We start from the raw sequence: 15,228 nt of genomic DNA on the forward strand, positions 1-15,228 counted from the left end.
AAAAGGCGCTCGACGACATTGTGGCCCCTTTAGGCATCAGTCTGGACTTACGCTTCGGGAAGCGCCTTTATCACGTCGTCCACGGTGTCCTCGACCAGAACCTCGATGCCCTCAGCGGTCGGATGTACCCGGTCGTCCTGGATGAGTTCTGGCCGAGTATAGATCGGCTCGAGGAAGAACGGGACAAGATCGGCTCCGTAAGCCTCGGACAAGTCTGGATAAATTGCGTCGAACTCTGCAACGTAATCGCGGCCGAGATTGGGCGGCGCGCGCATTCCCATAAGGAGGACCGGAATGTCGCGGCCCTGCAATTCGCTCAGCATCGCCTCAAGATTGGCGCGCGTTTCCTCCGGCGACAGGCTTCGCAGGAGGTCGTTGCCACCTAGTTCGAGAATGACGAGATCCGGCTTGGTTTCCTGGGAATCCAGCGTGAAAGCGAGCCGTTCGCGGCCTGCGGCGGTCGTGTTTCCTGAAATTCCGGCATTAACGACCTCGGCGTTGATGCCCTGCGCTCGAAGAGCCGCTTCAAGAACCGCAGGATAACTTTTTCCCTCCGCGACATTGTAGCCCGCGAACAGACTGTTTCCGAAGGCGAGGATATGACGTTCGGGCCCCGATACGGCGATGGGATCGCCCTCTTCTGCGGCGCTTTCGACCGCAGGCTGACTGGCTTCCTCAGCTGGTTCGCTGCCGCATCCGGAAACCGCTAGGCCCAGCAATAGAGCCGGAGCGAGGCGCGCGAACCCCTTCGAAATGAGCGACGACAAGGGTAATCTCCTGATGGAAGCTTGCGAGGACGGTGCGGCTATGCCAATCGGAAATGCGTGAAAAACCCCCAATATGCAATAGTCGCCCGTGGCCTCGACCTGACCCTTGGAACGGCCGACGCGCCGGTCGAAATCCTTCGCGGGATCGACCTGTCGATTGAAGCCGGAACGACGGTCGCCCTGCTCGGTCCGTCGGGTTCGGGAAAAAGTTCTCTGATGGCGGTCCTCAGCGGTCTCGAACGCGCATCGGGCGGCAATTTAGAGGTCGCAGGCAAGAATTTCGCCACTCTCGACGAAGACGCCCTCGCACTTGCCCGGCGAGGCCGGATCGGCATCGTGCTGCAGGCTTTCCACCTTCTGCCGACGATGACAGCGCTCGAGAATGTCGCGACCCCGATGGAACTGGCCGGCATGGAAGATGCGAGGGAACGGGCTATGGCGGAACTCGAAGCGGTCGGCCTCGGTCATCGGACCGGCCACTACCCGCAGCAGCTGTCGGGCGGCGAGCAGCAGCGAGTGGCGATCGCGCGCGCCCTCGCGCCTCGCCCGATGCTCGTATTCGCCGACGAACCGACCGGCAATCTCGATCAGAAGACCGGCGAGACCATCGTCGACCTGCTGTTCGCGCGGCGAAAAGAGATGGGCGCGACGATGCTCGTCATAACGCACGACCCCGATCTCGCGGCGCATTGCGAGCGCATCATCACGCTCGAAGATGGCAGGATCGCGACGGACACCGCGGCTCGCGACGCGGCGGCATGAAAGACGCGATTTCGTGGAGCACGGCGTGGCGGATCGCACGCCGCGATCTGAACGCCCGCTTCCGCGGCCTGCGACTGCTGCTCGTCTGCCTGTTCCTCGGAACCGGCGCGATTGCAGCGATCGGCACGCTGACGGCAGCTATCGAGAACGAGCTGGCGGGCCGCGGACAGGAATTGCTCGGCGGCGACATGCAGGTGAGCGTCTGGCAACGCGACCTGACGGATGATGAGCGAGCCGCCCTGCGCGAATATGGACGGATATCCGGCGGCACGCGACTTCAGGCAGTCGCCCAGGCAGGCGTGAACACGGCGCCGATAGAGCTGAAGGCCGTCGACGATGCCTATCCGCTCTACGGCACGCTGACCCTGCAGGATGGTCGCTCGGTCGGCGCGCCAGAAGAGGGGCAAGCATGGCTCTCGCAGGGAGCGATCGATCGCCTCGGCATCGAAGTCGGCGATAGCTTCGTCATCGGAACGCAGACGCTTGCCGCGCAAGGCATCATTCGCAACGAGCCCGATCGCCTTGGCGAGGGTTTTCAGCTTGGTCCGACGATCATCGTGCGCGAGAGCTTTCCGCCCAGCGCAGGCCTGACGACGCTCGGAAGCCAGTTTCGCAGCAAGTATCGCGTCGCGTTCGACGATGCGGAGGCAGATCCCGAGGAAGTCGCCGAAGAGATTGAAGGTCGCTTCCCCGGAAACGGCTTCGAATTTCGCACGAGAGACAACGCCGCGCCCGGCGCGGACCGCTTCATCGGTCGCATGGGAGAGTTTCTGACGCTGGTCGGACTGGCCGCGCTCGTCATTGCCGGCATCGGGATCGGAGGCGGCGTCAGTTCGTATCTCGAAGCCCGGCGACAAAGCATCGCTACGCTCAAGATACTCGGCGCGACGGCGCAGGACATCGCGCGGATCTATGCGCTGCAGATCGCCGCCGCCGCTCTTGCCGGCACGCTTGCGGGTCTCATCGTCGGCGTAGCTGTCACCCCGATACTTGCCGCCGCACTCGAGGGCTTGCTTCCCGTCGAAACCGGCCTCGTCGTCGATCCGCTCTCCTTGCTCGTCGCGACGGCGTACGGCTTGCTGGTTGCGCTGGTGTTCGCCGCTGCGCCTTTGCTGCGCGCAAGGGAGTTTCCGGCGATGGCGCTGATGCGGGCAAGGGTCGCTCCCCTCAGCCGGAACCGCGCGACGATCCGCTGGGTAGCGGGGGGCCTCGCCGCGATCGTCGCCATTGCGCTGCTGACTTCCGACCGGCCATTGCTTTCCGCGGCGTTTCTGGGAGGCGCTGCCCTTGCCCTGTTGCTGCTGGCGGGACTCGGTCTTCTGATCCGCAAGGTCGCCGTGGCCCTTCCGCGGCCCGCAAACCCGTTGGTCCGCAATGCGATTGCCAATCTTCACCGTCCCGGCGCGAGTACCGGAGCGCTCGTCACTGCATTGGGCTTTGGTCTCTCGGCCTTCGTCCTTCTTGCCGCGATGCAGTCGAGCATCGATGGCAACATTCAAAGCCGCGTGCCCGCGCAAGCCCCTGACTATTTCGTGCTTGATATCCCGCGCGACCGCCTGGACGAATTCGACCGCATCGTCGAGGCGACCGACGAAAATGCCGAGATAAGGGCGATACCTTCCCTGCGGGGCTCGATTACCGCCTACGGCCCGCGCGACGACATGCAGGTGGTTGCCGAATTGGAGGAGTTGCCGGACGGGGCGTGGGCGCTGCGCGGGGAGCGCGGCCTGACCTATTCCGATAACGTTCCGGAAGGGAATACCGTCACTCAGGGCGCGTGGTGGGAAGAGGGTCATTCGGGCGAGCCACTCGTCTCGATAGACGAGGAATTTGCCGAGGCGACTGGACTGGAAGTCGGCGATTACCTGACCGTTGCCGTGCTGGGCGTCGAGCGCATGGCACGCATCGCCAGCTTCCGCAGGATCGACTGGGACTCGATGGGCTTCAACAACGTGTTCGTCTTCTCGCCCAATGCGCTGGAGGACGCACCGCATAATTTTTCGGCCACGATCGAGATCGACGATGCGGCGGAACAAGGGCCGCTGCTTCGCCAACTCGTTCAGTCCTTTCCTTCGAGTTCGGTAATCGAGATCGGCCAGGTGCTCGTCCAGGCGCGCACCATCCTCGGGCAGGTTGGACTGGCGACGCTCGCCGCAGCGTCCGTTGCCGTGCTGGCGGGACTTGCCGTATTGCTCGGCGCCATCGCCGCCGCGCGTGCTGCGCGAACCTATGACACGGTTATCTTCCGGGTTCTCGGCGCGAACCGGCGGCAAATCCTGACCATGCAGGTGATCGAGTATGGCATCCTCGTGTCGATCCTCGCAGTGGTTGCCCTCGCTCTGGGCAGCGGCCTTGCCTGGTTGGTCGTAACGCAATTGTTCGAGTTCGACTGGCTTCCCGACTGGGGCGAGGTTTTCGCGGTTCTGGGCGCAGGTCTCGCAATCGTGCTCGCCTTCTCCGTCGTTGGATCTCTGCCGCTGTTACGCGCGAAACCGGCGCAGGCACTTCGCGCGCTTTAGCGCCCGGCCCCCTCTCTCAATAAAAAAGGGCCACCCGAAGGCGGCCCTTTTCTTCTGTCGGGCAGGTTGTTTCTAGAAGCCGAAGCGCGCCGTCACGCCATAGGTGCGCGGCTGGCTCGGATAGCCCGATACCGTACCGGTCTGGGCGACCCCGGGGAAGATCTGCGTGATGTAGCGATCATCCAACAGGTTGCGGGCCCATACGCCAAGCTCGAACCCGTTCTCCATCACGAGGAACAGCGATGCGTTGACGAGATTGACCTCGCGGCGGAACGGTACGGCCGCAGCGCGCGCATTGGCGTAGGGATCGGGCAAGGTGAAATCGACCCGGTCCGGCAAGCCTTCGATGGTCTGCGTGTTACTCTCGTGGCTGTAATCGACACGGGCGACCAGTTCGTTGCCGCTGCTGGCGAACTCATGCGTGTAGACGGCTGCAGTCGAGATCGCGAATTCCGGAACCCCGCCGGGACGAAGGCCGGTCAGGTCGCCGACCGCCGAATTTTCGAAGCTGTCGTAGACCGCATCGAGGTAGGTCATCGCGAAAGTCAGCACCAGCGGATCGGTCGGATTGACCGTCGCATCGAGCTCGAAGCCCTTGCTCGATTGCGAACCGGCATTGGCGAGCGCGAAGCCCGTTCCTGTGAAGATATTCGACTGGAAGCCGTCAAGGGTCTGGTCGAACAAGGCAAGGTTGAAGCCGAAGCGGTCGAACTGCGCCTTCACGCCGATTTCATAAACTTCTGCTTCCTCCGGTCCGGCAAAGCGCGTTCCGGTAGTAAGGTTCGGCAGGAGTAAGCCTGCATCGGTAATCGGCGAACCGGGTCCGAGGATCAGCGGGAGAATGACACTGCCCGATGGTGCTCCCGTCGATAGCGGATACGGCGTGAAGTCACCCGGCAGCGGACGCGAGTCGCGAGACAGGTTGACCGAAGACGCCTTGAAGCCGGTTGCATAGCTGAAATAGGCGTTGATGTTGTCCGTGACGTCGTAGGCAGCACGCAGCGTATAGCTGAAGTTGTCGTCACGCGTCCGGCCGGGCTCGACCGAGTTCGGCACGTTCAGGAACGGCGGCAGGAACTGCAGCGGCCGCAGGGCGAGCAGCGGGTTCGCTCCCGGAGTGGTCGCCAGCAGCGCGATCTGCTGGAACTGTGCCGGATTGGCTGCGGCGAAGGCGCCGATCTGGGCCGGGTCCGTCGTTCCCAATGCCTGCGCGATGAAGGCATCGACGAGGCTGACATTCGCCAGCGGATCGAGCGACTGCTGCTGTAGCGTGAAATCCTTCTTGTCGTCGGTGTAGTTGAACCCGGCGGTCAGGGTCAGCCGATCGGTCGGAGCAAAATCGATCGTTCCGAAGACCGACCAGCTTTCGTTATCCAGCGTGAAGAATTCGAACGTCGAAGGGCCCTGCTCAAAAATGGAACCCGGCTCGAAGCCGAACAGCTGCTCTACGCCGCCCAGCGTGCCGGGCGTGCCTGCTCCAGCCAGCAGGTCGAAGAACAAACGTCCGTCCTCGCCGTTCGTCAGGCCGCTATCCTGCGAGATGTCTTCCTTGAAGTAGTAACCGCCAAGCAGGAAGTTGATTGGCCCGTCGAAATCGGACGTCACGCGGACTTCCTGCGTGAAGGTGTCAATTGACTGATCGCGGAATTCGTTCACGATGTCGGCGCTCGAGAAGTCGACGTCCTGCTGCTGAAACGCGCGCAGTTCGCGATATGCCGTGATCGAGGTCAGCGTCAGCGCGCCAAGTTCGAGATCGGCCTGGAGCGATCCGCCGTAATTCTCGATCTCGTTTTCCGGGAGCACGTTGAGGAATGTGCGGTCGGAGAAGAGATTCTCCGGTTCGATCGCTCCGCCGACTGCGAAAATCAGCGGCACGGTCGGTCCAGCGACGAGGTTGCCGGCATAGCAGCAGAGTTCGTCGATCTTGGAGTAATCGCCGATCGCGCGCAGCGTCAGATTGCCGCCATTGTCGAACAGCAACTGCCCCCGGACCGCATAGCGGTCGCGCTCGTTGATCGTCTCGTCGAGATTTACGACTTCGACGTAACCGTCGCGCTTGTTGAGGTTCGCATCGAGCGAGAAGGCGATGCTGTCGGTAAGAGGGCCGGTGATGTCGCCCTTCAGGACGATCTGGTCGTAATTGCCGTAGGATGCCTCGACATTGCCGCCGAACTCGAATTGCGGCTCGCGGGTAATGACCGAAATGACGCCTGCGCTGGCGTTCTTGCCGAACAGCGTGGATTGCGGTCCGCGCAGGACTTCGATCCGCTGGACGTTGGCAAGGTCGCCGATCTGGGCGGCCGAGCGCGAACGATAGACGTTGTCGATGAAAACGCCGACCGACGGTTCGATACCGGCATTGTTCGCGCCGTTGCCGAACCCGCGGATGATGAAGTTGGTGTTCGCCGAACTTTGCAGGGTGCTCACGCGCAGCGACGGAGCGACGGTCTGAAGATCGGCGATATCGCGAATTTGCGCCTGTTCGATGGTTTCGCCGCTCGTCACGGAGACGGAAATCGGCGTTTCCTGGAGGGTCTGTTCGCGCTTGGCGGCGGTGACGACGATGACGTTGTCCCGTACGGCGCCGTCCTGCTGCTCTTCCTCGAGCGGCATCTCGTCCGCGTCGATCTCGATGTCGCTATCCTGGGCGGAAGCGGCGGCGGACAACCCGAAGGCGAGCGCGGCTGCTCCGGATAGAAGCACATGACGAGGGAAAACGATGCGACGCGTCGTCGAATATTTCATAGATTAAGTTCCTCTCCAAACGAACCGGACATTTATGCCTTTTCGAGCGTGGTTCGCCTCTAAACCGATATAGTAAATGGATAATGTAACCGCTCAAGTCGCATCGATGTCGTGCGCAGCGCGCGGCACCCGAATGTGGCTCTGACGCCACACCTGTTTGTCCATCCGCTACATCGTGCATATCTGTTGCCCGCGCGGGCCCATGCCGCTAGGGGCACGCGCTATAGAAAAGGGTCCGGCACGAACCGCACCCGTTCCTCTTCCACCGAAAGTCGAGCAGTCATGTCCAGCAACTTGCGCAATGTCGCAATCATCGCCCACGTCGATCACGGGAAGACCACCCTCGTCGACCAGCTTTTCCGCCAGTCCGGTACATTCCGCGAGAACCAGCGCGTCGACGAGCGGGCGATGGATTCCGGTGACCTCGAAAAAGAGCGCGGCATCACGATTCTTGCGAAATGCACCAGCGTCGAATGGGCACATGACGGCGAGACGACGCGGATCAACATCGTCGACACCCCCGGTCACGCGGACTTCGGAGCCGAAGTCGAACGCATCCTGTCAATGGTCGACGGCGTTATCCTCCTCGTCGATGCAGCCGAAGGTCCGATGCCGCAGACCAAGTTCGTCACCGGCAAGGCGCTCGCACTCGGCTTGCGTCCGATCGTCGTCGTCAACAAAATCGACCGCCCCGATGCGCGTGCTTTGGAAGTGCTCGACGAAGTATTCGACCTGTTCGTTTCGCTCGATGCGAATGACGAGCAACTGGACTTCCCTGTCCTCTACGCATCCGGGCGCGACGGTTATGCGAACGAAGATGCCGACGGACGCGACGGAACGCTCGAGCCGCTGTTCCGGCTGATCGTCGACCACGTGCCCGCCCCCGGCCTCGACATGAGCGGACCGTTCAGCTTCCTCGCGACGCTGCTTGATAGGGACAATTTCATGGGCCGCGTACTCACGGGTCGAGTGCAGTCGGGCACGATCAAGATCAACGATCCGATCCACGCTATCGATATGGACGGCAAGGTCGTCGAAACGGGGCGCGCGACGAAGCTGATGAGCTTCGACGGGCTCGATCGCGTACCTGTCGAAAGTGCGAAGGCAGGCGACATCATCGCTCTTGCCGGTCTCGAAAAGGCGACCGTAGCGAACACGATTGCCGACCCGCAGGTCACCGAGCCGATCGCGGCACAGCCGATCGACCCACCGACACTGGCAATGCGCTTTTCGGTGAACGACAGCCCGCTCGCCGGGCGCGAGGGCTCCAAGGTGACGAGCCGCATGATCCGCGACCGCCTGATGCGCGAGGCCGAGACCAATGTCGCGATCAGGGTCACGGAGTCGAGCGACAAGGACAGTTTCGAAGTCGCCGGACGCGGCGAATTGCAACTCGGCGTGCTTATCGAGACGATGCGGCGCGAAGGCTTCGAACTCGGCATCTCTCGTCCGCGCGTCTTGCTGCGCGAAGAGAATGGCGAACGGCAGGAGCCCTATGAAACCGTGGTCGTGGACGTCGATGACGAGTATTCCGGGACGGTCGTCGAGAAGATGCAGCGGCGCAAGGCCGAACTCACCGACATGCGCCCCTCGGGTTCCGGCAAGACGCGGGTGACCTTCTCCGCTCCCAGCCGCGGTCTCATCGGTTACCACGGCGAGTTCCTCTCCGACACGCGCGGCACGGGGATCATGAACCGCCTGTTCGAGAAGTACGACACCTACAAGGGGCCGATCGAGGGTCGCCAGAACGGCGTTCTGATCTCGAATTCGAGCGGCGAGGCTGTTTCCTATGCGCTCAACGCTCTCGAGGAACGCGGCGAATTGTTCATCGGCAGCCAGACCAAGGTCTATGAGGGGATGATCATCGGCGAGAATGCGAAGCCGCAGGATCTCGAGGTCAATCCGCTCAAGTCGAAGCAGCTCACGAACTTCCGCTCGTCGGGCAAGGACGATGCGATCCGCCTCACGACACCGCGCGTCATGACGCTCGAACAGGCGATCGCCTATATCGACGATGACGAAATGGTCGAGGTGACCCCACAAAGCGTTCGCTTGCGAAAGGCGCTGCTCGATCCGAACGAGCGCAAGAAGGCCTCGCGCAAGTCGGAAGCAGCCTAAACCGGGTTACCCGCCGACGAGATACGTCTCGCCGATGACCAGCATCGCATAAAGGACGGTTCCGATTAGGAACGGGAAGAAGCGGCTTTGCCGTTCCGCCGGCAATTCCTCCTTCATCACGACGAGGATGATTCCTCCACCGAGGAAGGCGAACAGGCAGGCGATGCCGAATTCGGGCAGCGCGACCAATGTGCCGAGCAACCAGCCTCCCAGTGATGCGAGCGCGAGGACCCAGCGTCCGTACCGCTCGTAAAGCTCGGGATGGTTGGCTCGTGCGCCGTAATCCGCGGTCATGAAATGCAGGACCATTGCAACGAAGAAAACCGCGAGACCCGAAGCGGACATGTCCTCGCGATGGTTGAGCAGGTAGGAAATGATCGCGACGAGCGAGCCCGTCGTCACCAGATGCACCCAGAACACACCGCTTTCGGGGCGGTCTCCTTCCCCCTTGGCGCGCTGGTCCGACCGCGACACCGTCACCGCCCTTTCGACGCCGTAGAACAATGCGAGCCCGGTAAGCGCGAGGGCGTAGACCCAGGCCTCCGCAAGTCGATCCTCCAGCCTGAGGGCGCTGGCGAATATTTCGCCATGCGAGGCGAGTTCGGGGAGGATATGAAGGAAGACGTAGGCAACCGCGACGCCGCCCGAAAATGACAGCCACGCGCTTCTCGGCGTCCGGTCGAGAAAGGTCAGCCTGCCGATCAGGACATGAACCGCTACGAAGGCGGCGGCCATGCCTCCAGTGACCCATAGCGAAACGGGGCTTTGAGTTTCCATGACGATAACGTCTAGTTGAACACGCTGAAATTCGGCTGTCCGTTGGATGCATTCACCCCGCCGTCGACCGGCAGGTTCACGCCTGTCACGAAACGGGTCGTGCCTTTCACGTTGATGTCGATAACCTTGCCGATGTCGTCTTCGCTCGCCTCGTCGAGATCGCCGCTCGCCGCAACGCCTGCATTGTTGCACAGGACATCAAGCCCTCCGAATGCCTCGACCGTTCGCGCCACGATGTCCTTCGCGAATTCGGGCGAGGATATATCGCCCGCCACGACCAGCGTTCTTTCCGCACCGAGACTGTCCGCCACCTCGCGGCAATCCTCTTCGCTGCGCGCATTGATGACGACTTTGGCACCTTCCTTGTGAAAGCGCCGCGCAATTCCCTCGCCGATCCCGCTCGAGGATCCGGTGACGATGACGGTCTTGCCTTCGAACCGATGCAGATTTTCCATAAGAAACTCCTTCAAAGCTGTTGTCTGCTTCGGAACGAGCGCGGACCGGCTTGGGTCCGAATTGGCAGGCGGCGGAAAGCCGAGTTGGGTTTTGGAAAAGCGGGCGCTAAGGCAAATGGCCATGCAGACAGGGATACTCGTTTCGCTCGCCGCCTATTTCGTGCTGATGATCGGCATCGGCCTTTATGCATGGCGCAAATCGACGTCCGACAGCGAGGGCTATTTGCTTGGAGGGCGGCAGTTGTCGCCCGGCGTCGCGGCATTGTCGGCGGGCGCTTCGGATATGTCGGGCTGGCTGCTCCTCGGCTTGCCCGGCGCGCTTTATGCAAGCGGTCTGGTCGAGGCATGGATCGGCATCGGGCTGTTCGTCGGCGCGCTGCTCAACTGGATCATAGTTGCCCCCCGCCTGCGCGCCCAGACCGAGGAATTCGGCAATGCGCTGACCATTCCGCAATTTCTCGCCAATCGCTTTCCGGAAAGGGCGACCGGCTTGCGGGTCGTCAGCGCGATCGTCATCGTCGCTTTCTTCACTGTCTATACCGCAGCCGGGCTCGTCGGCGGCGGCAAGCTGTTCGAAACAGCTTTTGCCGCACTCGTCCCTGCGGCCGATCCCTATTTCACCGGGCTGTGGATCACGGCGGGTGTCGTGCTCGCCTATACGATGGTCGGCGGGTTCCTCGCCGTCAGCCTCACCGATTTCGTGCAGGGCTGCATCATGGTCGTCGCGCTCGTCGTGATGCCCTTCGTCGTGCTGACCGACGATGGCGGCATTTCGGCTGTGAGTGCGACCCTCAACAGCGTCGATCCGGGTTTGCTGAGCCTGACGCAAGGCCTCGGGTTCATCGGGTTCCTGTCCGCCGTGACCTGGGGCCTGGGCTATTTCGGACAGCCGCACATCATCGTGCGCTTCATGGCGTTGCGGAGCGTCGCAGACGTGCCGCGCGCTCGCTTCATCGGGATGAGCTGGATGGGCGTGGCACTGCTGGGAGCGATCGGCGTCGGCATTGCGGGCCGCGCCTATGTCGAGCAGAACGGCATCGCCGTCGAAGACCCGGAAACGATTTTCATCGTGCTCGCCGACCTGCTGTTCCACCCGCTCGTCACCGGCTTCCTGCTGGCCGCCCTGCTCGCCGCGATCATGAGCACGATCAGTTCGCAACTGCTCGTATCGAGCAGTTCGCTCACCGAGGATTTCTACCGCCTGTTCCTTCGCCGCAACGCAAGCGAGCGTGAGGCGGTCAATATCGGCAGGCTCAGCGTCGCACTGGTCGCGTTCGCTGCCATCGGTCTCGCCGCCGATCCTGAATCGCAGGTTCTCGGGCTCGTCAGCAATGCGTGGGCGGGGTTCGGCGCGGCGTTCGGTCCGCTGGTCATCCTTTCGCTCACCTGGCGGGGAATGACCGGGAGCGGCGCATTGGCGGGGCTGGTGACGGGCGCGGCAATGGTCATGGTCTGGATCGCCCTGGGCTGGAACGCCGCGTTCCTCGGCGGAACCGGCATATACGAAATCATTCCGGGCTTCGTCGCGGCCTGGGCGGCTATTGTAATCGTCAGCCGCCTGACGCACACCGGTCCGGTCAAGACGGCGGCGGCTGAGTGAAGGAGTCAAAGATGCGAGTTTTCAACCTTCTGGCAGGGGTCGCGGCAACGGTGGCACTGGCCGTCCAGCCGATCGCGGCGCAGGAAGTCGATCGCGCCCCCGGTATCGGCTCGGCCGAGAACATCGGACCGGGCGGTCGCCCGATCGGCAAGGACTGGTCTCGCAGCCCGGTCATCGCAGAGCACGGCATGGCAGCCACCGCCCACCCGCTCGCAACCAACGTAGCGCTCGACATCCTGAAGGCCGGCGGCAGCGCGGTCGACGCGGCAATCGCGGCGAACGCGGCGCTCGGCCTTATGGAGCCGACCGGAAACGGCATTGGCGGCGATCTTTTCGCCATCGTCTACGATCCGGCGACCGATCGGCTCTACGGCATCAACGGCTCGGGTCGCAGCCCACGCGGCCAGACGCTCGATCAGCTGCGCGAGAAGCTGGGACCGGTTGCGACCTCGATCCCGCCGCTCGGTCCGCTGCCCGTGACCGTTCCGGGAACGGTCGATGCGTGGTTCTCCCTGCATGAGCGGTTCGGCAAGCTGCCCATGGCCGACAACCTCGCGCCGACGATCCGCTACGCCCGTGAAGGTCATCCGATCGCGCCGGTCATCGCCTATTACCTCGACCGGAGCGAGCGCAGTTTTTCGCAACGCGAGGAGATGATCGGAGATTTCTCGAACGCGCGGGCGACATGGTTCGCCGATGGTGCGCCGGAAGCGGGCGAAATCTTCCGCAATCCCGATCTTGCCCGCACGCTGGAGACAATTGCCGAGGGCGGCCGTGACGCATTCTATCGCGGCGAGCTTGCACGCACGATGGCCGACTACCTCGAACGCATGGGCTCGGCCCTGCGCTATGAGGATTTCGCTGCGCATGAGAGCCAGTGGGTCGAACCGACCTGCGTGACCTATCGCAAGGGTTACGAACTGTGCGAGCTGCCGCCCAACAGCCAGGGTTTCGCGGCGCTGCAAATGGCGAACATCCTGAAGAACGTCGATCTCTCGCAATGGGACCGCGGATCGCCCGAAGTCCTGCATTACATTGCCGAAGCGAAGCGCCTTGCCTTTGCCGATCTGGCGCGGTTCTACGCCGATCCCGACTTCGAGGCGTTCCCCGTCGAATTGCTGTCGGAGGCGTACGGCAAGCGCCGTTTCGCCGAAATCGATCCGGCCCGCGCCAATCCTGACGTTGCGCATGGGGCGCCCGAACTGGAGGGCGAAGGCGACACGACCTATCTCACCGTTGCCGACAAGGACGGCATGATGGTGAGCCTCATCCAGTCGAACTATCGCGGCATGGGATCGGGTCTGACGCCCGACAATCTGGGCTTCATGTTCCAGGATCGCGGCGAACTCTATTCGCTCGATCCGGACCATCCCAACGCCTACGAGGCGGGAAAGCGCCCGTTTCAGACGATCATTCCGGCATTCATGAAGCGCGACGGAAAGCCGTGGATGAGCTTCGGCCTGATGGGCGGAGGGATGCAGCCGCAGGGCCATGTCCAGATTCTGATCAATCTCGTCGACTTCGGCATGAACCTGCAGGAAGCGGGCGATGCCGCCCGGCTCAACCACGATGGCGGGCGTCAACCGACCGAACCGCTGGACGGGCCGGCGAGCGATCCGCTCGGCACGCTCTACGTCGAACCGGGGATTTCCGCCGAAACGGTCAACAGGTTGCAAGCCATGGGACACCGGGTCGAAGTGATCGATGACGGCATAATGTTCGGCGGATATCAGGCGATCAGCCGCGACCCGGAGACCGGCGCCTATACCGGTGCGACAGAGATGCGAAAGGACGGGCAGGCGAGCGGTTACTGAGTTTTTCCAATGGTTTAGCAGTAGTTCGGCACAATGTTTTACACTGATGCCGAGAAGGGGTCTAAGCGCACCTAGCCGGCCCCCGCCGTCGTCGAGCCGCAGGCAAAGCGTTGCACCGAATCGCGTTGAGAGCAGCACGCAAAATCGCCCGCATCAGCGTTGCATCTTGAACGTGCCTCGCGACAGGATAGAGTGACGTCCGACACTCATCCTGCCCGCCTCGACCATGCCTTCCGCCCCCTTCCTCCGTCGCCTTCTCGCAAGCGCCGTCATCGCCCTTTCGCTGGCGTCCTGCGCAGGCGAGCGCCCGCGCCAGCAATTGCCGCCCGGCCAGCCGATCGAAACCGCCGAGCAGTCGCGCGAGGCGAAGCTGTGCCTTGCCGAACTCGACCGGACGGGTTCGCCCTATCGCGCCCTGCCCGATCGCTATTTCGGCGCGGGCTGCCAGACACTGAACACGGTGCAGCTCGACGCCATTCGCGGCGATGACGGACAGTTCGCCCTTACCAATCTGGGTCCGGTCACCTGCCCGCTCGCGACGACGGTTTCGCAATGGGCGAGGTTCGGGGTCGACCGCGCCGCGCGCGAGATCCTCGGCAGTCCGCTTGCTCGCATCCAGACCTTCGGCAGCTATTCCTGCCGCAACGTGGCGGGCACGGCCCGCCGCTCCGCCCATTCGCGCGCCGAGGCGGTCGATGTCGCGGCTTTCGTGCTAGCCGACGGGCGCCGTGTCGAAGTGCTGTCCGACTGGAACGGCGGCTCGGCGGAAGAACGTCGGTTCTTGCGGGTCGTGCAGGAAAGCGCCTGCAAGCGGTTCGGCACCGTGCTCGGCCCGGAATACAACGCCGCCCACCGCAATCACTTCCATCTGGAAATGCGCGGCGGTTCGTTCTGCCGCTAGGCGACCTGCGCTTCCACGCGGATACGGATGGCGTCGGCCGAATGGTCCGCGCCTAGCTTTGCCAGCATGTTGGCGCGATGGATTTCGACGGTGCGCGGGCTGATGTCGAGTTCGCGCGCAATGACCTTGTTGCTGCACCCCTGCACCAGCCAGTCCAGCACCTCGCGCTCGCGGGCGGAAAGGTTGCCGAGGCGGTCGCGCGCTTCGATCATGCGCTTTCTTGCAAGGACATAGGCGCGTGCCTCCCCATCGAGCCGCTCGAGCGAGCGGGTCAGGCTCGCCCGATCGAACGGGATTTCGAGATAGTCGAGCACGCCCAGCTTGACGGCGACCACCACCCGGCCCGGCTCGGGCGTCTTGTGGAATGCGACCGTGGGCAGCCAGATGCCTCTCGCTGCGAGGCCGTTCATCAGGCGGGCGAGATCCTGCGCCGGGTCGTCATGCACGATCAGCGTGCCGTCGCGCGGCGGCCGGGCGAGCAATTCCGCGACGCTCGCATAGACCTCGACATGATGGCCGAGTTCGATGCCAAGATGCGCGAAGGTCGCGCGGTTGCGACTGTTCTCGTCGATGAAGTGAAGGGTCGAGCGAGCGGGCGATGCGTTCTGTTTCTGTTCCATGGCAGCAGTTTTGGCGCAGCCGCCTCGGCAATGCACGGCGAACTGCATCCAAAATGAACGTATCGGGAACACAAACCCGGTTCAAACGACCGAAACGTCAGCATTTCTGCGGATCTGAGAATGATCCATTCTGGATGCAATCGCATTCGT

Annotated in this window: 11 protein-coding genes; 6 read left to right on the forward strand and 5 right to left on the reverse strand. The window is 62.8% G+C overall.

The window, feature by feature from the left end; translation table 11 throughout:
• Positions 1–47: 47 nt before the first annotated feature.
• Entirely contained in the window at positions 48–767 is a 720-nt protein-coding gene (locus GRI38_RS06950; RefSeq protein WP_237487373.1) for an arylesterase, read from the reverse strand.
• Between the two features lie 57 nt (positions 768–824).
• Between GRI38_RS06950 and GRI38_RS06955 the strand changes: the two genes are divergently transcribed.
• Both GRI38_RS06955 and GRI38_RS06960 read left to right on the forward strand, forming a co-directional pair.
• Positions 825–1,529 (forward strand): ATP-binding cassette domain-containing protein, encoded by a 705-nt coding sequence (locus GRI38_RS06955; protein ID WP_160682135.1) that lies wholly within the window; start codon positions 825–827, stop codon positions 1,527–1,529.
• Positions 1,526–4,048 (forward strand): ABC transporter permease, encoded by a 2,523-nt coding sequence (locus GRI38_RS06960; RefSeq protein WP_160682136.1) that lies wholly within the window; start codon positions 1,526–1,528, stop codon positions 4,046–4,048. The genes GRI38_RS06955 and GRI38_RS06960 overlap by 4 nt, the downstream gene beginning before the upstream one ends.
• A 72-nt stretch (positions 4,049–4,120) precedes the next feature.
• Here the strand turns inward: GRI38_RS06960 and GRI38_RS06965 are convergent, their stop codons facing one another.
• The gene (locus GRI38_RS06965) at positions 4,121–6,793 is read right to left on the reverse strand and encodes a TonB-dependent receptor (protein WP_160682137.1); all 2,673 of its coding nucleotides are present in this window, start codon (positions 6,791–6,793) and stop codon (positions 4,121–4,123) included.
• 282 nt (positions 6,794–7,075) lie between these two features.
• Here GRI38_RS06965 and typA point away from each other — a divergent pair, with 282 nt between their 5' ends.
• Entirely contained in the window at positions 7,076–8,911 is a 1,836-nt protein-coding gene (gene typA, locus GRI38_RS06970) for a translational GTPase TypA (protein WP_160682138.1), read from the forward strand.
• Between the two features lie 6 nt (positions 8,912–8,917).
• Here the strand turns inward: typA and GRI38_RS06975 are convergent, their stop codons facing one another.
• Both GRI38_RS06975 and GRI38_RS06980 read right to left on the reverse strand, forming a co-directional pair.
• Positions 8,918–9,688, reverse strand: coding sequence for a hypothetical protein (locus GRI38_RS06975; protein ID WP_202389847.1), 771 nt, complete (start codon positions 9,686–9,688; stop codon positions 8,918–8,920).
• Between the two features lie 11 nt (positions 9,689–9,699).
• Positions 9,700–10,143, reverse strand: coding sequence for an SDR family NAD(P)-dependent oxidoreductase (locus tag GRI38_RS06980; protein WP_337191247.1), 444 nt, complete (start codon positions 10,141–10,143; stop codon positions 9,700–9,702).
• A 121-nt stretch (positions 10,144–10,264) separates the two neighbouring features.
• On the opposite strand from GRI38_RS06980, the gene putP reads away from it, so the two are divergent.
• From putP to GRI38_RS06995, 3 genes are all read left to right on the forward strand, one after another.
• Positions 10,265–11,743 (forward strand): sodium/proline symporter PutP, encoded by a 1,479-nt coding sequence (gene putP, locus GRI38_RS06985; RefSeq protein ID WP_160682139.1) that lies wholly within the window; start codon positions 10,265–10,267, stop codon positions 11,741–11,743.
• An 11-nt stretch (positions 11,744–11,754) separates the two neighbouring features.
• A complete protein-coding gene (locus GRI38_RS06990; protein WP_160682140.1) occupies positions 11,755–13,557 on the forward strand; it encodes a gamma-glutamyltransferase family protein in 1,803 nt (600 codons plus the stop codon).
• A gap of 226 nt (positions 13,558–13,783) precedes the next feature.
• Complete coding sequence (locus GRI38_RS06995; protein ID WP_160682141.1) at positions 13,784–14,458, forward strand: extensin-like domain-containing protein; 675 nt, start codon at positions 13,784–13,786, stop codon at positions 14,456–14,458.
• Here GRI38_RS06995 and GRI38_RS07000 read toward each other — a convergent pair.
• Positions 14,455–15,078 (reverse strand): response regulator transcription factor, encoded by a 624-nt coding sequence (locus GRI38_RS07000; RefSeq protein ID WP_160682142.1) that lies wholly within the window; start codon positions 15,076–15,078, stop codon positions 14,455–14,457. The genes GRI38_RS06995 and GRI38_RS07000 overlap by 4 nt on opposite strands.
• Positions 15,079–15,228: the final 150 nt, after the last annotated feature.

Origin of the sequence: Parapontixanthobacter aurantiacus, from assembly GCF_009827635.1 — a bacterium.
GTDB classification, from domain to species: Bacteria; Pseudomonadota; Alphaproteobacteria; order Sphingomonadales; family Sphingomonadaceae; genus Parapontixanthobacter; species Parapontixanthobacter aurantiacus.